General features: G+C 70.7%; 21 protein-coding genes. 11 read left to right on the top strand and 10 right to left on the bottom strand.

Features of this window, described 5'->3' with window-relative positions; genetic code table 11:
* Position 1: 1 nt before the first annotated feature.
* Both ABT367_RS12700 and ABT367_RS12695 read left to right on the top strand, forming a co-directional pair.
* Positions 2–706, top strand: coding sequence for an ABC transporter ATP-binding protein (locus tag ABT367_RS12700; protein ID WP_352252447.1), 705 nt, complete (start codon positions 2–4; stop codon positions 704–706).
* Positions 707–851: 145 nt separating this feature from the next.
* On the top strand, positions 852–2,480 hold the full coding sequence (locus ABT367_RS12695) for an alpha/beta hydrolase (RefSeq protein ID WP_352252445.1): 1,629 nt from the start codon (positions 852–854) through the stop codon (positions 2,478–2,480).
* A 6-nt stretch (positions 2,481–2,486) separates the two neighbouring features.
* Here ABT367_RS12695 and ABT367_RS12690 read toward each other — a convergent pair whose 3' ends face one another.
* A complete protein-coding gene (locus tag ABT367_RS12690) occupies positions 2,487–3,167 on the bottom strand; it encodes a GDSL-type esterase/lipase family protein (protein WP_352252443.1) in 681 nt (226 codons plus the stop codon).
* Positions 3,168–3,251: 84 nt separating this feature from the next.
* Between ABT367_RS12690 and ABT367_RS12685 the strand changes: the two genes are divergently transcribed.
* On the top strand, positions 3,252–4,241 hold the full coding sequence (locus tag ABT367_RS12685; RefSeq protein WP_352252441.1) for a WD40 repeat domain-containing protein: 990 nt from the start codon (positions 3,252–3,254) through the stop codon (positions 4,239–4,241).
* Here the strand turns inward: ABT367_RS12685 and ABT367_RS12680 are convergent, their stop codons facing one another.
* Positions 4,242–4,652, bottom strand: a complete 411-nt coding sequence (locus ABT367_RS12680) for a PPOX class F420-dependent oxidoreductase (RefSeq protein ID WP_352252439.1) — start codon at positions 4,650–4,652, stop codon at positions 4,242–4,244.
* Positions 4,653–4,683: 31 nt separating this feature from the next.
* Positions 4,684–5,460: a TetR/AcrR family transcriptional regulator gene (locus ABT367_RS12675; RefSeq protein ID WP_352252437.1), complete on the bottom strand. Its 777-nt coding sequence runs from the start codon at positions 5,458–5,460 to the stop codon at positions 4,684–4,686.
* A gap of 109 nt (positions 5,461–5,569) precedes the next feature.
* Here ABT367_RS12675 and ABT367_RS12670 point away from each other — a divergent pair, with 109 nt between their 5' ends.
* Positions 5,570–6,568 (top strand): ATP-binding cassette domain-containing protein, encoded by a 999-nt coding sequence (locus ABT367_RS12670; RefSeq protein ID WP_352252435.1) that lies wholly within the window; start codon positions 5,570–5,572, stop codon positions 6,566–6,568.
* On the top strand, positions 6,565–7,428 hold the full coding sequence (locus ABT367_RS12665) for an ABC transporter permease (RefSeq protein WP_352252433.1): 864 nt from the start codon (positions 6,565–6,567) through the stop codon (positions 7,426–7,428). Before ABT367_RS12670 ends, ABT367_RS12665 begins: the two co-directional genes overlap by 4 nt.
* Before the next feature lie 63 nt (positions 7,429–7,491).
* Here the strand turns inward: ABT367_RS12665 and ABT367_RS12660 are convergent, their stop codons facing one another.
* The 6 genes from ABT367_RS12660 to ABT367_RS12635 all read right to left on the bottom strand — a co-directional run bounded on the left by ABT367_RS12660 (position 7,492) and on the right by ABT367_RS12635 (position 15,313).
* A complete protein-coding gene (locus ABT367_RS12660) occupies positions 7,492–8,109 on the bottom strand; it encodes a class F sortase (RefSeq protein WP_352252431.1) in 618 nt (205 codons plus the stop codon).
* The gene (locus tag ABT367_RS12655) at positions 8,102–9,193 is read right to left on the bottom strand and encodes a hypothetical protein (protein WP_352252429.1); all 1,092 of its coding nucleotides are present in this window, start codon (positions 9,191–9,193) and stop codon (positions 8,102–8,104) included. The genes ABT367_RS12660 and ABT367_RS12655 overlap by 8 nt, the downstream gene beginning before the upstream one ends.
* A 330-nt stretch (positions 9,194–9,523) precedes the next feature.
* The gene (gene serC, locus ABT367_RS12650) at positions 9,524–10,642 is read right to left on the bottom strand and encodes a phosphoserine transaminase (protein ID WP_352252427.1); all 1,119 of its coding nucleotides are present in this window, start codon (positions 10,640–10,642) and stop codon (positions 9,524–9,526) included.
* Between the two features lie 140 nt (positions 10,643–10,782).
* A complete protein-coding gene (locus ABT367_RS12645; protein WP_352252425.1) occupies positions 10,783–11,739 on the bottom strand; it encodes an EamA family transporter in 957 nt (318 codons plus the stop codon).
* Positions 11,740–11,849: 110 nt separating this feature from the next.
* Complete coding sequence (locus ABT367_RS12640; protein ID WP_434975454.1) at positions 11,850–14,678, bottom strand: FAD-binding and (Fe-S)-binding domain-containing protein; 2,829 nt, start codon at positions 14,676–14,678, stop codon at positions 11,850–11,852.
* A gap of 68 nt (positions 14,679–14,746) precedes the next feature.
* Positions 14,747–15,313: a PadR family transcriptional regulator gene (locus tag ABT367_RS12635; RefSeq protein ID WP_352252421.1), complete on the bottom strand. Its 567-nt coding sequence runs from the start codon at positions 15,311–15,313 to the stop codon at positions 14,747–14,749.
* A gap of 134 nt (positions 15,314–15,447) precedes the next feature.
* Here ABT367_RS12635 and ABT367_RS12630 point away from each other — a divergent pair, with 134 nt between their 5' ends.
* A complete protein-coding gene (locus tag ABT367_RS12630; RefSeq protein WP_352252495.1) occupies positions 15,448–16,224 on the top strand; it encodes an alpha/beta fold hydrolase in 777 nt (258 codons plus the stop codon).
* A gap of 198 nt (positions 16,225–16,422) precedes the next feature.
* On the opposite strand, the gene ABT367_RS12625 is transcribed toward ABT367_RS12630, so the two are convergent.
* Entirely contained in the window at positions 16,423–16,995 is a 573-nt protein-coding gene (locus tag ABT367_RS12625; protein ID WP_352252419.1) for a dihydrofolate reductase family protein, read from the bottom strand.
* A gap of 187 nt (positions 16,996–17,182) precedes the next feature.
* Between ABT367_RS12625 and ABT367_RS12620 the strand changes: the two genes are divergently transcribed.
* The 5 genes from ABT367_RS12620 to ABT367_RS12600 all read left to right on the top strand — a co-directional run bounded on the left by ABT367_RS12620 (position 17,183) and on the right by ABT367_RS12600 (position 24,741).
* A complete protein-coding gene (locus tag ABT367_RS12620) occupies positions 17,183–17,983 on the top strand; it encodes a TIGR03084 family metal-binding protein (protein ID WP_352252417.1) in 801 nt (266 codons plus the stop codon).
* Positions 17,980–19,686 (top strand): acyclic terpene utilization AtuA family protein, encoded by a 1,707-nt coding sequence (locus tag ABT367_RS12615; protein WP_352252415.1) that lies wholly within the window; start codon positions 17,980–17,982, stop codon positions 19,684–19,686. The genes ABT367_RS12620 and ABT367_RS12615 overlap by 4 nt, the downstream gene beginning before the upstream one ends.
* 302 nt (positions 19,687–19,988) lie before the next feature.
* Positions 19,989–21,587 (top strand): acyl-CoA carboxylase subunit beta, encoded by a 1,599-nt coding sequence (locus tag ABT367_RS12610; protein ID WP_352252413.1) that lies wholly within the window; start codon positions 19,989–19,991, stop codon positions 21,585–21,587.
* A gap of 17 nt (positions 21,588–21,604) precedes the next feature.
* Entirely contained in the window at positions 21,605–23,581 is a 1,977-nt protein-coding gene (locus ABT367_RS12605) for a biotin carboxylase N-terminal domain-containing protein (RefSeq protein ID WP_352252411.1), read from the top strand.
* On the top strand, positions 23,578–24,741 hold the full coding sequence (locus ABT367_RS12600) for an acyl-CoA dehydrogenase family protein (RefSeq protein ID WP_352252409.1): 1,164 nt from the start codon (positions 23,578–23,580) through the stop codon (positions 24,739–24,741). The genes ABT367_RS12605 and ABT367_RS12600 overlap by 4 nt, the downstream gene beginning before the upstream one ends.
* The last annotated feature ends 47 nt before the right edge of the window (positions 24,742–24,788 follow it).

Here is a 24,788-nt window from a genome sequence, read left to right as displayed (position 1 = left end):
CGTGGCCACCTCCCTCACGGCCCCGGGCGCACCGGCGTCCGCCGGCTCCCCGGTCCTCGAACTGAAGGGCCTGACCCGCTCGTACGAGAGCGGCAACCGTCGCCGCACGGTGCTCAAGGGCGTCGACCACGCCTTCGAGGCGGGCCGTATGTACGCGATCGTCGGCCCCTCCGGCAGCGGCAAGTCCACGCTGCTCTCGCTCGCGAGCGGTCTCGACTCCCCGACGGCGGGCACGGTCCGCTTCCGCGGCGAGGACATCGCGGAGCTGGGCCTGGGCCGCTACCGCAACCGGCATGCGGCGACCGTCTTCCAGTCGCTGAACCTGCTCACGTATATGACGGCCGTCCAGAACATCACCTCCGCCATGGAGATCACCGGCGTCGAAGGCCCGCGCAGGAAGCGCGCCGTCGAGCTCCTGGACCTCCTGGGTGTGGAGAGGCAGGACCAGAACCGCCGCACCCTGCAGCTCTCCGGCGGCCAGCAGCAGCGCGTGGCCATCGCCCGCGCGCTGGCCTGCGAGGTCGATGTCCTGTTCGCCGACGAGCCGACGGGCGCGCTCGACCAGGAGACGGCCGCCGGGATCATCGAGGTCTTCCGGAAGCTCGCCCACGACGACGGCAAGTGCGTGATCGTCGTGACCCACTCACGGGAGGTCGCTCAGGCCAGCGATGAGGTACTCCAGCTCAAGCGCGGCCGCCTGACCTAGCGCGTAGGGCTCCGCCCTCGGACTTCGGGTCTCTGACCTAGCGCGTAGGGCTCCGCCCTCGGACTTCGGGTCTCTGACCTCGGGCTTCGGGGCTCCGGGCTGGCGGGAACGTGCCGACCCGGAGCCCTGCGCCTACGGTGAGAAGGTGACCACGAAAGGTGACATACGAGGCATCGCGGCCCTCGCGGTCGCCGCGGTCGCCGCGCTCGTCCTTCCGGGGCCCGTGCCCGCCGCTGCCGCCGCACCCGCCGCCACCGCACCCGATCTGACCCGGTTCTACGGTCAGCGGATCGCGTGGACCGGCTGCGGCGAGGAGATGGAGTACCAGGCGCGGCGCACCTGGGCCTCGGACGCCGAGAAGCTGCCGGCCGCCATGTCCCGCTTCGAATGCGGTGACGTCGAAGTGCCGCGCGACTACGCCGACCCGCATGGCAAGGCCGGTACGGCCCAGATCGCCGCCCTGCGGCTCAAGGCCACGGACCCGAAGCGCCGTATCGGCTCCCTGGTCCTCAACTTCGGCGGACCGGGACTGTCCGGGCGCTATGCCCTGAACTCCCACATCCCCCAACTCACCCGACTCAACGAACGGTTCGACCTGGTCGCGCACGACCCGCGCGGTGTCGTGGCCAGCGACCCGGTGCTGTGCGATGCGCCGCAGGACAGCGACTCCGCCCGGGAACCGGGCCACGACCAGACCCCCGACACCGCCGACGAGGTCGCCCGGGTGGTCGAGGCGCAGGCTGCCAAGAACGCCCGGTGCGACCAGGCGGCGGCCCGACGGGTCCTGCCCTGGGTGGGCACCACCAACTCCTCGCGCGACCTCGACGTCCTGCGCGCCGCGCTCGGCGAAGACAAGCTGCACTACCTCGGCTTCTCGTACGGCACCAAGCTCGGCGCCAACTACCTGCACCAATTCCCCGACAGGGCCGGCCGGTTGGTGCTCGACGGGGTCGTGGACCCGACCCTTGACACCCGGGCGTACGCCCTGTCCAGCACCAAGGCGTTCCAGCGTGCCCTGGACAACTTCCTCGCCGACTGTGTGGCCCACGGTGCGAAGCAGTGCCCGCTCGGCTCCACTCCCGAGGCCGCGAAGTCGAAGGTGAACGCCCTGTTCACCGGCCTCGACGGAAAACCGCTCGAGACGGCGTCGGGCACGCTCGACCAGGCGACGTTCACCACGGCCGTCCAGAGCTCGCTCTACAGCAAGGCGAAGCACTGGCCCGAACTGCGGTCCGCCCTCGCCGATCTGGCGACGAAGGGCGACGGTCGGGCGTTGGCGGAGGTGGGAGGAAAGCTGCCGGGGGCGCAGCTGACGCAGGGCCCGTTCCCCGCGGTCTCCTCCGATGACGAGGCGCGGCAGCAGGAGTTCGCGCTGCGCGCCATCGACTGCCGGGACGCGAGCGAACGCCCCACCGCCCAGGACTACTTGGCCGCGGTCGACGAGTTCACCGCGCTGTCCCCGGTCTTCGGCCGCAACACGGCCGCCGCGATGCTGGAGTGCACCGGCTGGCCCGTATCCGGCGACAACAGCTCACGCGAGGTCGGGGCCGAGGACGCGCCCGCGTCCCTGCTCGTCGGCACCAAGGGCGACCCGGCCACCCCGTACGAGAACACCGCCCGTATGGCCGACGCGCTCGACAACGGTAGCCGGATCCTCACGTACGAGGGCGAAGGCCATGGCGCGTACACCACGGACAGCAGCTGTATCCACGAGCATGTGGACCGCTATCTGACGCAGGGCACGCTCCCGCCCGAGGACACGGCCTGCCGCTGAGCCCGCTCAGTTCACGGGCTCGTACGGCGCCCCCAGATCCCACGCCTGGTACATGGCGTCCCCGAAGGCCGCCGCCAGCTTGTGCTCGCCGCTCGCGTTCGGGTGGGTGCCGTCGTAGGTGTCGTGATGGATCTCGTACGCGGCCGGGGGTGAGGCCAGCAGCAGCGGGGAGCGGTCCGTGTCGAGATCGGCCACGGCCTTGGCGAGCAGCTCGTTGAAGCGGGCCACTTCGAGCGCGAACTCCGGGTCGTCCTGGGCGCGGGTGTTGGGGATGACCGGCAGCAGGACGGCGGCCACGTTCGGGTTGGCGGCGCGGGCCTCGGCGATGAAGGCGCGGGCGTTGGCCGCGGTCTTCTCGGCGTCGGTGTAGAAGCCCAGGTCGATCAGGCCGAGCGAGATCAGGAGCAGATCGGCGCGCGTGGCCCGTACCGTCTCGCCGATCAGCGGGACCATGTGCTGCCAGCCCTCGCCCCAGCCCGCGAGGTGCTCCTGCGGAAAGTCCGGGTCCGCGTACTCGTACGAGACGGGGGCGTCGGCGGCCTTGTCGTACAGCGCGGTCCGCGGGCCGACGATCTTGAACGGGGCGCCGTAGGAGGAGCGCAGATGCTGCCACATCCGGTAGCGCCAGGTGTGCTCGCCGGCGCTGCCGATGGTCATCGAGTCGCCGACGAAAAGGAGCCTGAGCATCCGGTCATCATCGCGGATCAAGGGGACCGCCGCGCTGTGAAGCTGCCCACTCCCGTACGCCCCGCGGCCACGTACGGTGGCCCCATGCGTCTGCTTCTCGGTGCGGCGGTCACGGCCGCTCTCGTCCTGGGCCCGGCCCCCGCCGCCTTCGCGGACAACGAGGCCTTCAGCCTGGACGACCCCCGGATCACCGAGTCCAGCGGCCTGGTCGCCAGCAAGAAGCACCCGCGCGTCTACTGGACGCACAACGACAGTGACGACGGCTCGTACCTCTACGCCGTGGACAGCAAGTCGGGCAGGACGGTCGCCCGCGTCACGATGCAGGGCGTGGGCCAGGCGCGGGACGTCGAGGGCATCTCGATCGGCCCGGACGGCGACCTCTACGTGGGCGACATCGGCGACAACCTCGGCGGCACCTGGGACCACGTCTGGATCTACCGTCTGCCCGAGCCGGACAAGCTCGGCGACCAGACGATCAAGGCCACGCAGTACGACGTGACGTACGCCGGCGGAGCCCGCGACGCCGAGGCGCTCATGGTCCATCCGAAGACGGGCCGCGTGTACATCGCCGACAAGAAGCGCGACAGCAACGGCGGTCTGTACGAGGGCCCGGCCGAGCTGCGGCCCGGACGCAACAACGTCTTCACCCGGATCGGCGACATCGACCTGTGGACCACGGACGGCGCGTTCTCGCCCGACGGCGACAAGCTGGTGCTCCGCAGCTACTTCGGGGCGCAGGCGTACGACTGGAAGGACGGCCGGCTCCGGGGCGACGGCGAGAGCGTGGACGTGCCCATGCAGCGCCAGGGCGAGTCGGTGGCGTACTCGCCTGACGGCCGGGCGCTCATGTACGGCAGCGAGGGCGCAGGCAGTGAGGTGGAGCCGGTCGAGGCGCCGGATGCGCCCGAGTCGCCCGACGGCGGCGGAAGTTCGGGCTCGGACCAGGCATCGGGCGGTGGCCAGGACGGTGCGGGCGACGGGTCGGACTCCGGCTTCAAGACCGGTGCTCTTGCCCTGGCCGTCGTCGTCCTCGCCGTATTCGGCCTCAAAGGGCTGCTGCGCAAGAAGAGTTGATCACTCGCCGAGCAGCCGCACCTCGTAGTGCAGCGTCCGGTACTTCTTCACGCGGTGGAAGAACGGCACGAACATCCCTTGCAGCACACGGTGCTTGCGCTGGAGCAGCGAGGCCGCACGCCGGGCCTCGTCGCCGTCCGCGTCGAGCAGCCGCACCTGCGCCTTGAGCGGCGGCCCGGTGGGGACCCCGCGCGCGGTGGAGGCCGCGATCTCCACCTCGGGGTTGTTGCGCATCCGCTTGGCCTTCCAGGCCTTGTCGTACGTGCGGATATAGGCGTGGTCGCCGTCGACGGCGATGTTCACGGGCGTGCCCACCGCCGTGCCGTCCCGTTTGTACGTGGTGAGCAGGATGTTGCGCTGCTTCACGAACGGGGCGAGTCCGGGGCTCGGGGTCTCACTGGGGGACGTCATGCCTCCATGCATGCACGGAACGGGCCCGCTGTCACCCGTGGCCGCTCCGATTCCGCTCCTCCACCAGCGTCGCGAAACCCTCGATGAGGCGCTGGAGCCCGAACTCGAAGTGGTCGTAGTCGTAGTTGAAGGTGTCCTCCGAGAGCGATGCCATCTGCGGGAACTCGCCGCTGAGCATGGCCCGTTCGAGGAAGGGCTGCTGGCTGCCCCAGAACTCCTCGTCGCTCAGACCGGTCTCCTTGACCGCCTCGACGGCGTCGGCCTCGGTGCGCGCGTGGCCCGTCACCCAGCTCGTCACGGTGATGATCACCGACAGGAGTTCGGGGTCGGTCAGCCCCATGGTGCGCAGCGGGGCGATCACCACTTCCATGCTGCGGATCGCACTGGGTCCGAGCACCGCACGCGCCTGGTTGACCTTGAGCAGCCAGGGATGGGCGCGGTAATAGGCGAGCTGTCTGCGGGCCATGGCCTCGACGCACTCGCGCCAGCGCTGCGGGACCGCCGCCCCCTCGGGCACGGCCTCGCCCTGCACCTTGTCCAGCATCAGATCGAGCAGCTCGGCCTTGCCCGGCACGTACCGGTAGAGCGACATCGTGCCGGTCCCGAGCTCGGTGGAGAGCCGGCGCATCGAGACCGCCGCGATCCCCTCGCGGTCCGCGAGCTCGACGGCCGCCTCGACGATCCGGTCCAGCGTCAGGGTCGGCTTGGGTCCGCGTGCGGCCCGCTCGCCGGTGCCCCACAGCAGCTCGAGGCTGCGCCGGATATCACCGCTGCCGCTGGTGGTGGTCGCACTGTCCTTGCTGCTCATGACCTCACCCTATGCCTTCGCCGTACGCCTCGGCCGAAAAACTGGGTACGCTGTACTCGAATTAGGGTACGGTGTACTCAGATGGCTGGCGAGACCTCGGGAGGGTCCAGTGGAAACCCATGCGGTGCGGGCGGAAGGCCTGCAGAAGAGGTACGGCGGGAAACGCGCCCTGGACGGCTTCGACCTGACCGTCCGCCGCGGCGCCGTACACGGACTGCTCGGTCCGAACGGCGCGGGCAAGACCACCGCGGTGCGCGCCCTGGCCACCCTGCTCAAGCTCGACGGCGGCCGGGCGCAGGTCGCCGGGGTCGATGTGGCCGAGGACCCCCGGGGTGTACGGGCGAAGATCGGGCTCGCCGGGCAGTACGCGGCCGTCGACGAACTGCTCAGCGGGCGGCAGAACCTGGAGCTGTTCGGCCGGCTCTTCCACCTCGGCGGGCGGCGCGCGAAGCTGCGCGCCGGTGAACTCCTGGAGCAGTTCGACCTGGTGGAGGCCGCGGCCAAAAGCGTCGGCGACTACAGCGGCGGGATGCGCCGCCGCCTCGACCTCGCCGCGTCGATGATCCTCGCGCCCGAGGTGCTCTTCCTCGACGAGCCCACCACCGGGCTCGACCCGCGCGGCCGCGGTGAAGTCTGGGAAGCGGTAAGGGCGTTGGTCGACGGGGGCACGACCGTGCTGCTGACCACGCAGTACCTCGACGAGGCCGACAAGCTGGCCTCCCGGATCACCGTGATCGACCAGGGCCGGGCGATCGCCGACGACACCCCCGCCGAGCTCAAGAACACGGTCGGCGGCGACCGGATCGAGGTCGTCGTGGCCGAGGAGTCGGAGATCGTCTCCGCGCTGGCCGTCGTGGCCCGGGTCTGCGAGGGCGAACCGTCCGTGGACCGCGCGGAACGCCGTATCCACGCGGCCGTCGCCGACCGCGTCGCGGCCCTGACCGAGGTGGCCCGGACCTTGCAGGACCAGGCAGTTCAGGTCGAGGACATCGGCCTGCGCCGCCCGAGCCTCGACGACGTGTTCCTCACGCTGACCGGCCACACCACCAAGGACTCCGAAGAACCCGGAGAACCCGCACCGTCCGTACGCGAGGAGGTCCCGGCATGAGCGCCCAACTCACCGCCGAGCGCACGCCCGTCGACCTGAGCGTGGACTCCGGCGACGAACGCCGCCTGTACTGGGCGCTCGCCGACAGCTTCAACGTCGCCCGCCGCTTCCTCACCCACTACCGCAACAAACCCTCGTACATCCTGTGGCAGCTCGGCTTCCCGATCATCTCGGTGCTGCTCTACGGCTATGTCTTCAGCGGGGCGATGAAGGCACCGGGAGGCGAGGGAGGCAGCGATGCCTACCGGGACTTCCTGATGGCCGGCATGTTCGTGATGACCATGGCGTTCGGCTTCATGAACACCGCGACCGGTGTGGTCTACGACGCCACCAAGGGCGTCATCGACCGCTTCCGCTCCATGCCGATGGCCCCGTCGGCGGTGGTCACCGGACGCGGTCTGACGGACATCATCGTGGCCTGCGCCGAGTTGACGATCCTCGCGCTCACCGCGCTCGCGATGGGCTGGCGCGCGCACGGCTCGTTCGGCGAGACCGTCGCCGGCTTCGCGCTGCTCGTGCTGCTGCGCTTCAGCCTGATCTGGGTCGGCGTCTGGCTCGGCCTGCTCGTCCCCTCCCCGGAGGCGGCCGGCGGGCTCTATGCGGTGGTCTTCCCGCTGACGATGGTGTCCAGCATCTTCGTGCCCACCTCGTCGATGCCGGGCTGGCTGGGCACGGTGGCCGCCTGGAACCCGATCTCCTCGACGGGCACGGCGGTCCGTGAACTCTTCGGCAACCCCGTGGGCGCGGACGGCAGTTGGATCGAGCAGAACGCGCTGCTGATGGCCGTGGTCTGGCCGCTGGTGGTCACGGCGGTCTTCCTGCCGCTGGCGGTTCGCCGATTCCAGAAGCTCAGCCGCTGATACGCGTGCGGGGCGCCCCTTGCGAGAAGGGACGCCCCACCACACGTATCGCTTCGACGCCGGTCAGGCCGTCTCCGAGCCCGTCAGATGGGCGAAGACCACGACGTTCGAGTCCCAGTGGCGGTCCTTGGTGAGGTCGCCGCCGCAGGTGATCAGTCGGAGCTCCGCCTTGTCCGTCTTCCCGTAGACCTTCTGGGTCGGGAAGTCGGACTTCTTGTACGTGTCGACCTCGTCGACCTTGAAGACGGCCGTCGTGCCGTCCTCGCGGCGGATGTCGATCTCCTGGTCCTTCTCGAGGTCCTTGAGGTTGTAGAAGACCGCCTTCTCGACCTGGGGCGTGTCCATGTGGCCGGCGATCGCCGACGCACCCTTCTCACCCGGAGTCGGACCATCCTTGTACCAACTGGCCTCCATCGGCTTGTCGAACGGCGGCGTCTGCATCGCGCCGCTGCCGTCGAGACCGACGGTGCCGAGGTCCGTGTCCACCTTGATCGAGGGGATCGTGAGGTGGTCGGGGACCGAGGGCTGCAGCACGGAAGCGGCCTTCACATGCGCCGCGTTCTGAGCGCTCTGCGCCGAGTCCTTCGCCTGCGAGGAGCACCCCGCGGCGGTGGCGACGGAGACCGCCGCCACCACCGCGAGCGTGGCCGCCCGGACGCGACGGGTGCGTATCTCAGACATCGGCCGGGGCCATACCGGTGTTCACGGAGCCGTGCGGGGTCTTGTGGTCCGAGGGCTTGAGCGGCTTGACGGCGCCGCTCTTCGTCACGGTGAACACGGCCTTGGAGCCGGTGCTGGAGTTGACGTCGTACCGGCCGAGCTGCACGTTCGCGACGGTCGCCGTGCCGTGCCACTTGCCGTCCTTGCCCAGGGTCAGGGAGACCTTGCCGAAGGCCTTGGAGTCCACCGACACGTTGCTCTTGGGGTTGATGGACGGGGCGTCCACGGTGAGGGCGATCCTGTCGCCGGCCTTGCCGCTGCCCGGGTTCACGGCGAGCGAGGACTTGCCCACCACGGGGGCCTCCTTGCCCTGGACGCCGAACTTCGCGGAGTCCACGACCTTGCCGTCGAGCAGCGCGTCCACCCGGTAGTAGCCGGACTTGGCGGAGTCCGCGACGGTCGCGGTGCCGTGCCAGGTGCCCTCGTGCTGCGGGTCGCGCTCCAGCTTCACGGTGCCGCCGAACGCGTCGGACTTCACGGTGGCGACCGAGTCGGAACCGGCGTCCTTGACGGTCACGGAGACCTTGTCGCCGACCTTGCCGCCGTCGGTGGACAGCGACAGCGAGGCCTTGGACGGGTCGGGCTTGGGCTTGGCGCCGTCGGTGTTGACCAGGAAGGTGGCGGAGCCCTGCGCTCCGGTGTCGCCGTAGTCGGCGGTGACCTTGAGGTGGGCTGTGCCGATGCCGTAGCCGGACTTGACCGTGCCCGTGCCCTCGTACGTGCCGCTGCCGACCTTCTTGACGGAGATACCGCTGAGCGCGTCGGAGGAGCCGCTGACCTTCGCGTCGCCGGAGGTCTCCACCTGGAAGCGGACCTGCTCGCCGGCCTTGTAGCCGGTCGGGTCCTTCGGCGTGGAGACCACCGCGACCTCGGCCTTGGCCTTGTCCGACGAGTCGCTCTTCGCGGCGTCGTCCTTCGGGCCGGGCGTCGCGGACGCGGAAGCCGACGGCGACGGCGAGGCGTCCGCGGCGAAAGCAGTCGCCGGAGCGGCGATGGCCATCGAGGCGACTACGGCGATCGCCGAGACGGTGAGTGCCTTACGCATGAGTGAACCTCCTTGCAGGGCCGGGGATTTGTTCCCCGGTGCACTGTCTATGAGGTTCATCCTGGGCACGCGGTTTCCCGCCCGCACCCCCGTGACCAGGGGTCTTCGCCGAAAGTCCCGGGGCCCATCACGCCGTTCAACTGCGGGCTTTCCCGAACTCTTGGGTCGCGCTTTGCCCGGGTATTAGGGACCAAAGTCCCGGGCTTCGAATACGTCCCGTATAAGCGCCGTTGGATAGCCTTGATGAATGCAACACGACCGCAACAAAGGGAAAGGGCCGACGCATCGCGCGTCGGCCCTTTTCTCTGAGTGCGAGGTTCGGTCGTCCGGTTACAGCTTCTCGATCACGTAGTCGATACAGGCCGTCAGCGCCTGTACGTCCGCCGGGTCGATCGCCGGGAACATCGCGATCCGCAGCTGGTTGCGGCCCAGCTTGCGGTACGGCTCGGTGTCGACGATGCCGTTGGCGCGAAGCACCTTGGCGAGCGCGGCCGCGTCCACGTCGTCGTTGAAGTCGATCGTGCCGATGACCTGCGAGCGCTTGGCCGCGTCGGTGACGAACGGGGTGGCGAACTTGGACTCCTCGGCCCAGCCGTAGAGGCGGTCCGAGCTGTCCTTGGTGCGCGCGGTCGACCAGGCGAGGCCGCCCTGCCCGTTGATCCAGTCCAGCTGCTCGGCGAGCAGGAAGAGCGTGGAGAGGGCGGGCGTGTTGTACGTCTGGTTCTTGCGGGAGTTGTCGATCGCCGTCGGCAGCGAGAAGAACTCCGGGACGTGCCGGCCGCTCGCGTGGATGCGCTCGGCGCGCTCGATCGCGGCGGGCGAGAACACGCCGATCCACAGGCCGCCGTCGGAGGCGAAGGACTTCTGCGGGGCGAAGTAGTAGACATCCGTCTCGGTGATGTCCACCGGGAGACCGCCGGCGCCGGAGGTGGCGTCCACCAGGACGAGTGAACCCTCGTCGGCGCCCGCGACCCGCTTGATCGGGGCGGCCACACCGGTCGAGGTCTCGTTGTGCGTGTACGCGTACACGTCCACGCCCGCCTCGGCCTGCGGCTCCGGGTGCGTACCGGGCTCGGAGGCGATCACGGTGGGCTCGGCCAGCCAGGGCGCGAGCTTCGCGGCCTTGGCGAACTTGGAGGAGAACTCGCCGAAGTTGAGGTGCTGCGACTTGTTGTCGATCAGCCCGTGGGTCGCGACGTCCCAGAACGCGGTGGAGCCGCCGTTGCCGAGGATGACCTCGTAGCCCTCGGGGAGCTGGAACAGGTTGCTCACACCGTCACGCACCCGGCCGACCAGGTTCTTCACCGGGGCCTGGCGATGGGAGGTGCCGAGCAGGGAGGTGCCGGTGGCGGCCAGAGCGTCGAGCGCTTCCGTACGCACCTTGGAGGGGCCCGCGCCGAAACGGCCGTCGGCGGGCTTGATGTCATTCGGGATCTGGATCTCAGCCACGGCGCGAGCCTAGCGGCATCTTTGTCGGCGTTGTCGGCTGGTCCATCCCGCGAGATGGGCGTTGCGGCCTGCGGCCGATGTTGCTCCGCCGCTCCGCGGCGGGTGGTTGTTCCGGGGGCTGACGCCCCCAGGCCGCCGCCTCACAGCGACGCGGACCTCGCCTGCGTCCGTACCGCCCCCATGCTCGCCGCGATCACCAGCGCGATGGCGATCGCGTCCGTGACCGAAAGCCCCTGGTGGAGGACGAAGAAGCCCGCCGCCGTGGCCAGCGCCGGCTCCAGGCTCATCATGATCGCGAAGGTCGAGGCGGGAAGCCTCCGCAGCGCGAAGAGTTCGAGCGTGTACGGCAGTACGGAGGACAGCACCGCCACGCCCAGACCGAGCAGCATCGTGCTCGGCACGAGCAGCTTCGAGCCGGCCTCGGCGATACCCAGCGGAAGGCTGAGCACGGCAGCGACACCCATCGCGAGCGCGAGCCCGTCCGCCGACGGGAAGCGCCGCCCGGTCTTCGAGCTGAAGACGATGTACGCCGCCCACATCGCGCCCGCCGCGAGCGCGAACGCCGCACCGACGAGATCGAGCGAGCCGAGGCCGCCCGCCCCGCCGAGCAGGAACACACCGACCAGCGCGAGCCCCGCCCACACCGCGTTGACCGCGCGGCGTGAGGCGATCACGGAGAGGATCAGCGGTCCGAGCACCTCGAGGGTGACCGCGATACCGAGCGGGATTCGGTCCGCCGCCTGGTAGAACAGCGTGTTCATCGCGCCCATCGCGAGCCCGAACGCGAACACCGTGCCCCAGTCGGCGCGCGTGTACCCGCGCACCTTGGGCCGGCAGACGATCAGCAGGACGAGCGCGGAGGCCACGAGCCGCAGCGTCACCACACCGATCGCACCGGCGCGCGGCATCAGCATCACCGCGATCGCCGCACCGAACTGCACCGAGAACCCGGCCGCGAGCACCAGACCGATGGAGCCGAGCGAGCCCTGCCCGCCCCGCTTGCGAAGCCGGCCGAGCGCACCGAGCGCCTCCGGCTCGGTGACGGCGGCTCCGGCGATGACCGTGGTCGGACGGTCGGTCCCGGGCTGAGCGTTCACAGCGGCTTCCCTCGGTGTAGTGCAAGATGATGGACTCGTGCGTCCAAGGTACTGGACTGAGTCAGGGTTGTAACCCCATTTTGCACGTGACGTACGCCCCTCGCGCCGTCTCACATCGCGGCAGGACCGCCCGGAGCGGGACCGGTCGCGGGCGGCTCGAGGTGCTGTGCCAGCGCCTCTGCGAGATGCAACGCCCGCCGCCCCGCCAGCTGTTCCAGCTGCGTCCGGCAGGAGTAGCCGTCCGCGAGCAGCACGGAGTCGGACGCAGCCTCCCGTACAGCCGGCAGCAGCTGGTCTTCGGCGCAGGCCGTGGACACCTCGTGGTGGCCGGGCTCGAACCCGAAATTGCCCGCGAGTCCGCAGCAGCCCCCGCTCAGCTCGCCCGTCAGGCCGGCCCGCCTGCGCAGCTCGTTGTCCGCCTGTTCGCCGAGGACCGCGTGCTGGTGGCAGTGGGTCTGGCCGACGGCCGGGCGGTCGAGCCGCGGGGGCGTCCAGTCGGGGGCGAGTTCGGCGAGGGCCTCGGCGAAGGTGCGTACGGACGCGGCGAGGCGGTGGGCGCGCGGGTCGTCGCCGAGCAGCTCGGGCAGATCTGATGTGAGCGCGGCGGCGCAGCTCGGTTCGAGCACGACGAGCGGCCGGTCGAGGGGGACGCGGTCCAGAGTGCGGCGCAGGATCGCGCGGGCCTGGTCGAGCTGCCCGGTCGAGAGATACGTGAGCCCGCAGCAGACCCCTTCGGGCGGCAGCGCGACACCGAGCCCGGCGTCCTCGAGGACGCGGACGGCCGCCTCGCCGACGGACGGGGAGAGGTGGTTGGTGAAGGTGTCGGGCCAGAGGGTGACGGCGGGGGTGGCGCTTTTGGGGTGCTTGGCGAACCAGCGCCGGAAGGTGCGGGGCGCCAGGCGCGGGATGTCGCGCTCGGGCGCGATCCCGCCGATCCGCTTGGCGAGCGCGGCGAGCGGCCGCACGGAGGCGGCGGCGTTCACCACGCGGGCGAACGGCGCGGCGATCCGCAGCCACCTGGGCAGCCGCCCGAGCGTGTAGTGGGCGCGGGGCCGTCGGCGCCCGGCGTAGTGCTGGTGCAGGAACTCGCTCTTGTACGTGGCCATGTCGACGCCCACCGGACAGTCGGACCGGCACCCCTTGCAGGACAGGCACAGATCGAGCGCGTCGCGCACCTCCTCGCTGCGCCACCCGTCGGTGATCACCTCGCCGGCGAGCATCTCGTGAAGGAGCCGGGCCCGGCCGCGCGTGGAGTGCTCCTCGGCGCCGGTGGCACGGAAGGAGGGGCACATCACGGCACCTGAACTTGCCGAGGTATTACGGCACTTCGCGACGCCCACGCATCGGCGTACGGCCGCCGAAAAGTCCCCGCCGTCGTGCGGATAGCCGAACGCGACCGGCACCGGCTCGCGCGGCAGCGGCGCGAAGCGCAGGTTGGCGTCCAGCGGGTCCGGGCGCACCAGCATCCCGGGGTTGAGCCCGTCGCCCGGATCCCACACCCCTTTGACCTGCTCGAAGACCCGCACCAGCTCCTCGCCGTACATCTTCGGCAGCAGCTCGGCCCGCGCCTGCCCGTCCCCGTGCTCCCCGGACAGCGAGCCGCCGTGCGCGACGACCAGCTCGGCGAGCTCCTCCGAGAAGCGGCGGAAGCGGCCGATCCCCTCAGTACTCAGCAGATCGAAGTCGATCCGTACATGGATGCAGCCGTCACCGAAGTGCCCGTACGGGGTGCCGCGCAGCCCGTGCTCGCCGAGCAGGGCGCGGAACTCCCGCAGATACGGGCCCAGTCGGGCGGGCGGCACCGCGCAGTCCTCCCAGCCGGGCCAGGCCTCCGATCCGTCGGGCATCCGGGTCGCGGTGCCGGAGGCGTCCTCGCGGATCCGCCACAGGGCGCGCTGTCCGGCCGGGTCGGTGACGATGCTCGCGTCCAGCGCCCCGGCGGCCCGCACGATCCGCTCGCCGTGCGCCCGCGCCTCGGCCGCACTCGCACCCCCGGCCTCGACGAACAACCAGGCGGCGCCCTTGGGGAGTTGGTGCTTCGGCCCCGGTACGAGATCGGCGGACATGCCCTCCACGGTCAGCGGCCCGTGAGCGAGGAGCGCGGGCGCGGCCTCGGCGGCGGCGCTCTCGTCGGCGTATCCGAGGACGGCGAGGGCCCGCGCCTTCGGCGCCTCGACCAGCTCGACCGTCGCCTCGGTGAGCACGCCGAGCGTGCCCTCGCTGCCGCAGAAGGCGCGGGCGTGGTCGACGCCGTTCTCGGGGAGCAGGGCGTCGAGCGCGTATCCGGAGATACGGCGGGGGAGGTCGGGAAAGCCGGTCCGCAGCAGGGCGAGTTGCGCGTCGACGAGCGGGCGGAGTCCTTGGGGCGCACCGTCCCAGCCCTGCCCGAGGCTGAAGGCCTCCCCGCCGTACGAGAGGACCTTCAGCGCCTTTGTGTTGTCGGCGGTCGTGCCCCAGGCCACGGAGTGGGAGCCGCAGGAGTTGTTCCCGATCATCCCGCCGAGCGTGCAGCGGCTGTGGGTGGAGGGATCCGGTCCGAAGGTGAGCCCGTGCCGCCCGGCCTCGTCGCGCAGCCGGTCCAGAATGACGCCGGGCTGGACGACGGCCTCACGCGCCTCGGGGTCGACGCGGACGATTCGGTCCATGTGCCGGGTGAAGTCGAGCACCACCCCGACCCCCGTGGCCTGCCCGGCGATCGAGGTCCCGGCCCCGCGCGCCACGACCGGCACCTGCCGTTCCCCGCACACCTTCAGCGTGGCCTCGACATCGGCGGCATCCCGAGGCGCGACGACCCCGAGGGGCACCCTCCGATAGTTGGACGCATCCATCGTGAACAACGCCCGCTGCCCGGCTGTGAACTCGACTTCCCCTCGGACGACCTCGCTCAGTGCCTGCTGAAGCTCCCGGGTGTCCGGCTTCCGGCTGCCCAACTCCTGCATGTCCATGGGGTCCAGGGTGCCCGGGGCGTGCGGCGGTATACGTGGGGGCTCGCGGGTGGGGGCGGTTGCTAGGGCGTGCTTCGCCTTGCCTTGTCGCCCTCCGTATCCACCGCATCCGCCAGATCCGCCAACGTCTCCCGCAGCCACTTCGACTCCGCCTTGGTGGTGGCTCTGGCGACCGTCAGTACCCCCTGGCGGAACGGGTCGGTCAACTCCTCCGCGCTCAGCGGATGTTCACCGTCGTAGAAGAAACTCGTGGGCTCCTCCAGGAACGACAGGCGGCGGCGCAGGACGGCCGCCTGGGCGGCCGGATCGTCGAGGTGGCGCAGAAAGCTGAGGAGGGTGAACCAGCGGTTCTCGTCCGTCACCTCGGGGCCCTCGGCCTCGGCGAGGCGGCGCAGCAGCTCCCGCCTGCCCGCCTCGGTGAGGCTGAGGACGTGGCGGGGCGCGGCGGCCGGCCCCTGCTGGGTCTCGCGCGCCAGGAGCCCGGCCTTCTCCAGGCGCTTGATCGCCGGATACAGCGTCGACTCCCCGACCGGGCGCACGTGTCCCGTGAGTGCCGTGATGCGTTTGCGCAGCTCGTAGCCGTGCAGCGGGGCGTCGTAGAGGAATCCGAGGATCGAGAGCTCCAGCATGCGGCCATTCTCCCGCACGCTCTCCCACACCGGTGTACCTCGTTGACGTAGTACTACGCTGCCGATGTATGGTCGGCGTCCGAAGGCGGAGAGTGTCCGCGTCCGAAGGCGGAGAGCGGGGGAGGGGTCGCGTGATGAAGCAGGTTCGGTTCGATACGCGGGGCAGCATGATCCGGTGGACCGAGGCGGACGGCGGTGCGCCGGCCGGGGAGCGCGGCGGGCCGCCCGTCGTGTTCGTGCACGGTCTGGGCGCGTCCTCGGCGGTCTACCACGCCCATATCTGCGCCCGGCCCGAACTCGGCGGTCGCCGTACGCTCTTCGTCGACCTGCCCGGGCACGGCATCAGCGACCGGCCCGCCGACTTCGCGTACACGCTGGAGGATCACGCGGACGCGCTGGCCGCCGTGCTCGACGAGGCGAACGTGCGGGCCGGTGTGATCGCGGGGCACAGCATGGGCGGCGCGGTCGCCATCGTCCTGGCCCACCGCAGGCCCGACCTGGTGGGGCGGCTGGTGGTCACCGAGGGCAACCTCGACAGCTTTCCCGAGACCGGAACGGGAAGCAGCGGTATCTCCTCGTACACGGAGGAGGAGTTCGTGCGCGGGGGCGGCTTCGCGCGGGTCCTCGACCGGGTGGGCCCGCTATGGGCCGCGACCATGCGGCTGGCCGATCCGCTCGCGCTGCACCGCTCGGCCACGCATCTGGTGCGGGGCAGCCGGCCGGTGATGCGCGAGATGTTCGAGCGGGCCGCCATGGAGCGGGTCTATCTCCAGGGCGAGTCGAGCGGCGAACTGCGCGGGCGGAGAGCCCTGGGGGCGGCTGGAGTGGACGTCCGTACCGTGCCGGGAGCCGGGCACAACGTCATGTTCGACAACCCGGCGGAGTTCGCGCGGGCGGTGGCCGGGGTGTGAGGCGGGGCGTCACGGCCCGGGGGTCGGGGGAGCCGGCCAGGTGGAGTGACCGCGGGAGACGGCCGGGTGGAGTGGCCGCGGGAGACGGCCGGGTGGAGCGGCCGACACAGCTCCACCGCACCCGGCGACACCGCTCCACCGCTCCGGCCGAGCCGCTCCACCGCGCCGGCCGACACCGCTCCACCGCACCGGCCATGATCACCGTACGACGTCGAAGACCATCTTCTGGATGCCGTTGGCGTACGTCTCCTGCTCGACCAGCTTCAGCATCTGCTTGTCCTTGTCCGTGTCGCTGAACAGGCGCTTGCCCGCGCCGAGCAGCAGCGGGAAGACAAGGAGGTGGTAGCGGTCGATCAGGCCGGCGTCCGAGAGGTTGCGGCCCAGTTCGGTGCTGCCGTGCATGCTGATCGGGCCGCCCTCGGTCTGCTTCAGGGCGGCGACGTCGTCCAGGGAGCGCAGGATCGTCTGCTCGCCCCAGCCCTCGACCAGGTCCTCCTGCTTGAGGGTCGTCGAGACGATGTACTTCGGCAGCGTCTTGTACGTGGCGAACTCCTCCATCCCGGGCCACACCGGGCTGAACGCCTCGTAGCTGGCCCGGCCGAAGAGCATCGCCCCGGCCTCCTCCTGCTCGCGGCCCTTGATCTCGTACGCCTCGGGCAGGAACTCGATGTCCTTGAAGGTCCAGCCCGAGCTGCGGTGGCCGGGCTCGCCGCCCGGTGCCTCCATGACGCCGTCGAGGGAGACGAATGAGGTGCTGATCAGGGTGCGCATTTCAAGATCTCCAAGGTTGGTGTTCGCTGATTACACACTGTCTGACCGTGGGCCACGGCGGAATTAATCGGTGGCCGGAGCGCAGATTTTCAAGCACGCGTGCTTGTTTCCTGTTCCGCCCGCTGCCATGCTCGCCGCACACACCGTCACAGCGTCACACCGACATCCCCCGAGGGGAGTGCGTGCCGTGTCCGAAGTCGTACGGGCAGTGCTCGACGATCTGGCCGAGGAAAGCCGTGAACTCGACGTGATCGTCGGGGAGTTGAGCGGCTCGGACTGGGGGCGCGGCACGCCCGCCGAAGGCTGGAGCGTGGCGCATCAGATCGCCCATCTCGCATGGACGGACCGCGCCGCGCTGATCGCCGTGACCGACTCCGAGGCCTTCGGGGCGGAGCTGGAGAAGGCGCTCGCGGCGCCCGACAGTTTCGTCGACCAGGGTGCCGAGGAGGGTGCACGGGTCCCGCCCGCCGAACTGCTCGCCGGCTGGCGCGCGGGCCGTGAACGGCTGCAGGAGGCGCTGCGGGCGGCTCCCGAGGGGGCCAAGTTCCCCTGGTACGGGCCGCCGATGAGCGTCGCGTCCATGGCGACCGGCCGGCTGATGGAGACCTGGGCACACGGTCAGGACGTGGCCGACGGGCTCGGGGTGCTCCGGGTGCCCACGGCGCGGCTGCGCCATGTCGTACGGATCGGGGTGCGGGCCAGGGACTACTCGTTCCTGGTGCGGGGGATCGAGCCGCCGGGTGAGGAGTTCCGGGGCGAACTGCGTTCGCCTGACGGTGAGTTGTGGACGTACGGCCCCGAAGGCGCGCCCCAGCGCGTCACCGGCGACGCGTACGCCTTCTGCCTCCTGGTGACCCAGCGCGCCCACCGCTCCGACCTCGATGTGAGCGCCGAGGGCCCGGACGCCGACCGCTGGCTGGACATCGCGCAGGCCTTCGCGGGACCGCCCGGGAAGGGGCGGCCTCCCGCGGGAGGCGGCGAACGGTGACGCGCCCCGCTCTCCGTATCGCCAACGCGTCCGGCTTCTACGGCGACCGCCACGGCGCCCTGCGCGAGATGCTCACCGGCGGCCCGGTCGACGTCGTCACCGGCGACTACCTCGCCGAGCTCACCATGCTGATCCTCGGCCGCGACCTGATGAAGGACCCGGCGGCGGGGTACGCCAAGTCCTTTCTGCGGCAGTTGGAGGAGTGCCTGGGGATCGCCCGGGAGCAGGGCACGAAGATCGTGGTCAACGCGGGCGGGCTCAATCCGTCCGGACTGGCGTTGCGCGTACGGGAGTTGGCGGGCCGTCTCGGCATCGACACCCGCGTCGCCCACGTCGAGGGCGACGATCTGCGCACCCGGCCGGGCTGGGGCGAGGGCGTGCTCACCGCCAACGCGTACCTCGGCGGACAAGGCATCACCGACTGTCTGCGGGCCGGCGCGGACGTGGTCGTCACCGGCCGCGTGACGGACGCGGCGCTGGTCACCGGACCCGCCGCCTGGTGGTTCGACTGGAGCGCCGAGGACCACGACGCGCTCGCGGGCGCCGTCGTCGCCGGGCACGTCCTGGAGTGCGGGGCGCAGGCGACCGGCGGCAACTACGCCTTCTTCGGCGAGCACGACCCGCGCACGATGCTGCACCCCGGCTTCCCGCTCGCCGAGCTGCACGCGGACGGCAGCAGCGTCATCACCAAGCATCCGGGCACAGGTGGCGTCGTCGACCTGGGCACGGTCACCGCTCAACTCCTGTACGAGACCGGCCCGGTGCGCTACGCGGGACCGGACGTCACCGCCCGCCTCGACTCCGTACGACTCGCGCAGGACGGTCCGGACCGGGTGCGGATCGAGGGCGTACGAGGCGAGGCGCCGCCGCCCACGCTCAAGGTGGGGCTCAACCGGATCGGCGGGCACCGCAACCAGGTCGAGTTCGTGCTGACCGGCCTCGACATCGACGCCAAAGCGGCGTACGTACAGGCGCAGTTGGAGGACGCCCTGTCACGGGGCAAGCAACGCCCGCGCGAGGTCCGCTGGGAGCTGGTGCGCACCGACCGGCCCGACGCCGACACCCAGGAGACGGCGAGTGCGCTGCTGCGCCTGGTCGTACGGGACGGCGACCCGGACCTCGTGGGGCGGCGGCTCAGCGGGGCTGCGGTGGAGCTGGGTCTGTCCGGCTATCCGGGGTTCACGCTCACCGCACCGCCCGGCCGCGGCGCACCGTACGGGGTGTTCGAGGCGGCTTACGTTCCGCAGGGCGAGGTCGAGCAGGTGGCCGTACTGCCGGAGGGGACGCGACAAAAGGTCCCCCCACCGGGGGTGACCCAGGTGCTCGAACCGGTACAACCTCCGCATTTGCCGCCACCGTTGCTCCACAAGGGGACCCGTCGTGCACCGCTCGGCCTGATCGCCGGTGCGCGCAGCGGCGACAAGGGCGGGGACGCGAACGTGGGGGTGTGGGTGCGGTCGGATGCCGCGTGGCGGTGGCTGGCGCACGAGCTGACCGTCGAACGCCTCGCCCAACTCCTGCCGGAGACCGCGGGGTTGGCCGTCACCCGGCACCTGCTGCCCGAGCTGCGCGCCCTGAACTTCGTGATCGAGGGCCTGCTCGGCGAGGGCGTCGCCTCCCAGCACCGCTTCGACCCGCAGGCGAAGGGGCTGGGGGAGTGGCTGCGGTCGCGGTGTGTGGATGTGCCGGAGGTGCTGCTGTGAGCTTGCTGTCCATCTGGTGGGTGGTGCCAGCCTGTTGGACGGTGCCCGGACGCTGGGCGGTGTCCGCCTGCTGGACGGTGCCCGCCCGCTGGACAGTCCCCGCCTGCCGGATGGTGCCCGGACGCTGGACGGTGCTCGCTCGCCGGACAGTCCCCGCCCGCTGGACTGTGTCTGCCCGCCGGACAGTCCCCGCCCGCCGGACAGTCCCCGCCCACCCGGGGGCCGAAGCCCTTTCCAGGCTATCCACATCCACCGCCCTCGTCCCCGCCTGTGGATAACGCCGAGACCCGCGGAGAACGCCGATGACCCTGCTGTCCACAGCCCTTGACACCGCATCCCCCGACTACACAGCCCACCGCTCAGCCATGCTCGCCAAACTCGACGAGCTCGCCGCCGAGCACGCCAAGGCCCTCGCGGGCGGTGGCGAGAAGTACACCGAACGGCACCGTAAGCGCGGCAAGTTGCTCGCCCGCGAGCGGATCGAGCTGCTGGTCGACCCCGACACCCCGTTCCTGGAGCTGTCGCCGCTCGCGGCCTGGGGCAGTGACTATCCCGTGGGTGCCTCCATGGTCACCGGGATCGGTGTCGTCGAAGGCGTCGAGTGCCTGATCACGGCCAACGACCCGACCGTACGCGGCGGCGCCTCCAACCCCTGGACCCTGAAGAAGGCCTTCCGCGCCCACGAGATCGGCCACGCCAACCGCCTCCCGTCGATCCACCTCGTGGAATCGGGCGGCGCGGATCTCCCCTCGCAGAAGGAGATCTTCATCCCGGGAGGCGCCCTCTTCAAGCACCTCACCCAGTCCTCCGCCGCCGGCATCCCGACCGTCGCCGTCGTCTTCGGCAACTCCACCGCAGGCGGCGCGTACGTCCCCGGCCTGTGCGACCACGTGATCATGGTCAAGGAGCGCGCCAAGGTCTTCCTCGGCGGCCCGCCCCTGGTCAAGATGGCCACCGGCGAGGAGTCCGGCGACGAGGAACTCGGCGGCGCCGAGATGCACGCCCGCACGTCCGGACTCGCCGACTACCTCGCGGCCGACGAGCACGACGCGCTCCGGCAGGCGCGCCGGGTCGTCTCCCGGCTCAACTGGCGCAAGGCGTACGAGAATCCGGGACCCGCCGAGCCGCCGAAGCACGACGAGGACGAGCTCCTCGGCATCGTCCCCGGCGACCTCAAGATCCCCTTCGATCCGCGCGAGGTCATCGCCCGGATCGTCGACGGCTCGGACTTCGACGAGTTCAAACCGCTGTACGGGACCTCGCTGGTCACCGGCTGGGCCTCCCTCCACGGCTATCCGGTCGGAGTCCTGGCCAATGCGCAGGGTGTGCTCTTCTCCGCGGAGTCCCAGAAGGCGGCCCAGTTCATCCAGCTCGCCAACCAGCGCGACATCCCGCTGCTCTTCCTGCACAACACCACCGGCTACATGGTCGGCAAGGAGTACGAGCAGGGCGGGATCATCAAGCACGGCGCGATGATGATCAACGCGGTGTCCAATTCACGGGTCCCGCATCTGTCCGTCCTGATGGGCGCGTCGTACGGCGCCGGGCACTACGGGATGTGCGGGCGCGCGTACGACCCGCGCTTCCTCTTCGCCTGGCCCAGCTCCAAGTCCGCTGTCATGGGCCCGCAGCAGCTCGCGGGCGTCTTGTCGATCGTGGCCCGCCAGTCGGCCGCCGCCAAAGGGCAGCCGTACGACGACGAGGCCGACGCCGCGCTGCGGGCGATGGTGGAGCAGCAGATCGAGTCCGAGTCCCTGCCGTTGTTCCTGTCCGGGCGGCTCTACGACGACGGGGTCATCGACCCGCGCGATACGCGCACGGTCCTCGGCCTGTGCCTGTCGGTGATCCACAACGCCCCCTACGAGGGCGCGCGTGGCGGTTTCGGCGTCTTCCGGATGTGAGTGGGGTTGAAGTTCACGTGATCACTTCTGTTCTTGTGGCCAACCGGGGAGAGATCGCCTGCCGGATCTTCCGGACCTGCCGCGAGCTGGGCATCGCGACGGTCGCGGTGTACTCCGATCCGGATGCGTCCGCGCTCCACGTGCGCGAGGCCGACGCGGCCGTACGGCTCCCCGGGGCGACGCCTGCCGAGACCTACCTGCGCGGCGAGCTGATCGTCAAGGCGGCGCTCTCGGCCGGGTCGGACGCCGTGCATCCCGGGTACGGGTTCCTGTCCGAGAACGCCGAGTTCGCGCGCGCCGTGCAGGCTGCGGGGCTGCTGTGGATCGGGCCCCCGCCGGAGGCCATCGAAGCGATGGCGTCCAAGACGCGCGCGAAGTCCTTGATGGGCATCGCACCGCTCACGGAGGTCACGGCGGACGATCTGCCGGTGCTCGTGAAGGCCGCCGCGGGCGGGGGCGGGCGCGGTATGCGGGTCGTGCGTGAACTCTCCGTACTGGACGACGAGTTGGCGGCCGCGCGGGCCGAGGCGCTGAGCGCCTTCGGGGACGGCGAGGTGTTCGTCGAGCCGTACGTCGAGGGCGGGCGGCATGTCGAGGTGCAGATCCTCGCCGATACGCACGGGACGGTGTGGGCGCTGGGGACGCGGGACTGCTCGCTCCAGCGGCGGCATCAGAAGGTGATCGAGGAGGCGCCCGCGCCCGGGCTGTCCCCGGCGCTGGACGCGGAGATCCGCGCCTCGGCCGTACGGGTTGCGCGGGCCGTGTCCTATGCGGGCGCCGGGACGGTGGAGTTCCTCGTCTCCGGCGAACGGGCGCACTTCCTCGAGATGAACACACGGCTGCAGGTCGAACACCCCGTGACCGAGGCGGTGTTCGGCGTGGATCTCGTCGAGCTGCAGCTGCGGGTCGCGGAGGGCGAGGCGCTGGATCCGGATCCGCCCGAGCCGCGGGGGCACGCGGTGGAGGCCCGCCTCTACGCGGAGGACCCGTCCGCCGCTTGGGCCCCGCAGGCCGGCACGCTGCACCTTCTCGCATTCCCTTCGGGGGTACGGGTGGACACGGGCTTCGCGTCGGGGGACGCGGTCGGGGTGCATTACGACCCCATGCTGGCCAAGGTCGTGGCGTGGGCGCCCACGCGTTCCTCGGCGGTTCGGCGGCTGGCCGGGGCGCTGGGGCGTACGCGGGTGCACGGAGTGGTGACCAATCGGTCGCTTCTCGTCCGTGCGCTGGGACACGAGGAGTTCGGGTCCGGCCGCATGGACACCGGATTCTTCGAACGGCACCTGTCGTCGCTGGTCGCGCAGGACGCTCCGGTCGCGGAGGTGTACGCGGCCGCGGCCGCTGCGGTGGCGAGCTGCTTCCAGGGCCGCTGGAGCCGCACCGGCGCCTACCGGAACCTCCCCTCCCAGCCCCAGCTGAAGGTCTACGCCGGCGGCGACCGGCACGAGATCCGCTACCACCGCACCCGCACCGGATTCGAGCTCGTCGGCCTACCCGGGGCACGTGTCGTCGAGGCGCACGCAAACCGCGTGACGCTTGAAGTCGACGGCATCCGACGGGACTTCGAGATCCACGCGTACGGCGGCGGCGACGTCCACGTCGACCACGGCACCCACACCTGGACCCTCACCCCCCAGCCCCGCTTCCCGGAGCCCGAGCGCGCCCTCACTCCGGGAAGCCTGCTCGCTCCCATGCCCGGCACGGTCGTCCGTATCGCGGAAGGTCTCGCCGAGGGTGACCAAGTCCGTGCCGGTCAACCACTGTTGTGGCTGGAGGCGATGAAGATGGAGCACCGGATCGCCGCCCCCGCCGCCGGCACCCTCACCGCTCTGCACGTCACACCCGGCCGCCAGGTCGAGCCGGGCACCTTGCTCGCCGTCGTACAGCCAGTGCAGCCCGCACAGCAGGCCGCACAGCAAGTGCAGCCCGCACAGCGCGAAGTGCAGCCCGCACAGCACGCCGTACATCCCGTTCCGAACGAGGAGACCCCATGAGCGCCGCCGTCATAGAGACCGAAGAGCACAAGGCCCTGCGCGCCGCCGTCGCCGCGCTCGGCACACGCTACGGACGCGAGTACCTCACCAAGGTCGTACGGGCCGGCGGCCACCCCGAGGAGCTGTGGGCCGAGGCCGCCAAGCTCGGGTACCTCGGGGTCAACCTGCCCGAGGAGTACGGGGGTGGCGGTGGTGGAATCGCCGAACTCTCCATAGTCCTGGAAGAGTTGGGTGCCGCCGGCAGCCCGCTGCTCATGATGGTCGTCAGCCCCGCCATCTGCGGCACCGTCATCGCCCGCTTCGGCACCGAGGAGCAGAAGCGGCAGTGGCTGCCCGGGCTCGCGGACGGCACCAGGACCATGGCGTTCGGGATCACCGAGCCCGACGCCGGATCCAACTCCCACCGGATCACGACGACCGCACGCCGCGACGGCGACGACTGGATCCTCACCGGCCGCAAGGTGTTCATCTCCGGCGTCGACATCGCCGACGCCACCCTCATCGTCGGCCGCACCGAGGACGCACGGACCGGGAAGCTCAAGCCCTGCCTCTTCATCGTCCCGCGCGACACCGAGGGCTTCCGGCGCAATGTCATCGACATGGAGATCCAGGCCGCCGAGAAGCAGTTCGAGCTCGTGCTCGACGACGTGCGCCTGCCGGCCGAAGCCCTCGTCGGCGACGAGGACGCGGGGCTGCTCCAGCTGTTCGCGGGGCTCAACCCCGAGCGGATCATGACGGCCGCCTTCGCGATCGGCATGGGCCGCTACGCACTCGCCCGCGCCATCGCGTACGCCAAGGACCGCAGCGTATGGAAGGCGCCCATCGGCGCGCACCAGGCCATCGCACACCCCCTCGCGCAGGCGCACATCGAACTGGAACTGGCGCGCCTGATGATGCAGAAGGCCGCGCACCTCTACGACCAGGGCGATGACTTCGGAGCAGGGGAAGCCGCCAACATCGCCAAGTACGCTGCGGGCGAGGCCTGTGTGAAGGCCGTCGACCAGGCCGTGCACACACTCGGGGGCAACGGGCTGACACGGGAGTACGGTCTCGGTTCACTGGTGACCGCGGCCCGCGTCACGCGTATCGCCCCCGTGAGCCGGGAAATGATCCTCAACTTCGTGTCCCACCAGACCCTCGGTCTGCCCAAGTCGTACTAGGCCCTGAGCCACAAGACAGGTCCTGATCCACAAGACCGGCCGTAGGC

It is taken from the genome of Streptomyces mesophilus (genome assembly GCF_040300965.1).
Lineage (GTDB): Bacteria > Actinomycetota > Actinomycetes > Streptomycetales > Streptomycetaceae > Streptomyces > Streptomyces mesophilus_A.
Note: the sequence above shows the minus strand (reverse complement) of the source record. Positions and strands in the feature narration are given on the sequence as shown.

Bases quoted from the DNA above. Each gene is read 5' to 3' on its own strand.
- ABT367_RS12690 (WP_352252443.1), bottom strand. From the start codon at position 3,167: ATGCTCAGGCTCCTTTTCGTCGGCGACTCGATGACCATCGGCAGCGCC.
- ABT367_RS12685 (WP_352252441.1), top strand. From the start codon at position 3,252: ATGCGTCTGCTTCTCGGTGCGGCGGTCACGGCCGCTCTCGTCCTGGGC.
- ABT367_RS12680 (WP_352252439.1), bottom strand. From the start codon at position 4,652: ATGACGTCCCCCAGTGAGACCCCGAGCCCCGGACTCGCCCCGTTCGTG.
- ABT367_RS12675 (WP_352252437.1), bottom strand. From the start codon at position 5,460: ATGAGCAGCAAGGACAGTGCGACCACCACCAGCGGCAGCGGTGATATC.
- ABT367_RS12665 (WP_352252433.1), top strand. From the start codon at position 6,565: ATGAGCGCCCAACTCACCGCCGAGCGCACGCCCGTCGACCTGAGCGTG.
- ABT367_RS12660 (WP_352252431.1), bottom strand. From the start codon at position 8,109: ATGTCTGAGATACGCACCCGTCGCGTCCGGGCGGCCACGCTCGCGGTG.
- ABT367_RS12655 (WP_352252429.1), bottom strand. From the start codon at position 9,193: ATGCGTAAGGCACTCACCGTCTCGGCGATCGCCGTAGTCGCCTCGATG.
- ABT367_RS12640 (WP_434975454.1), bottom strand. From the start codon at position 14,678: ATGCAGGAGTTGGGCAGCCGGAAGCCGGACACCCGGGAGCTTCAGCAG.
- ABT367_RS12635 (WP_352252421.1), bottom strand. From the start codon at position 15,313: ATGCTGGAGCTCTCGATCCTCGGATTCCTCTACGACGCCCCGCTGCAC.
- ABT367_RS12630 (WP_352252495.1), top strand. From the start codon at position 15,448: ATGAAGCAGGTTCGGTTCGATACGCGGGGCAGCATGATCCGGTGGACC.
- ABT367_RS12625 (WP_352252419.1), bottom strand. From the start codon at position 16,995: ATGCGCACCCTGATCAGCACCTCATTCGTCTCCCTCGACGGCGTCATG.
- ABT367_RS12610 (WP_352252413.1), top strand. From the start codon at position 19,989: ATGACCCTGCTGTCCACAGCCCTTGACACCGCATCCCCCGACTACACA.
- ABT367_RS12600 (WP_352252409.1), top strand. From the start codon at position 23,578: ATGAGCGCCGCCGTCATAGAGACCGAAGAGCACAAGGCCCTGCGCGCC.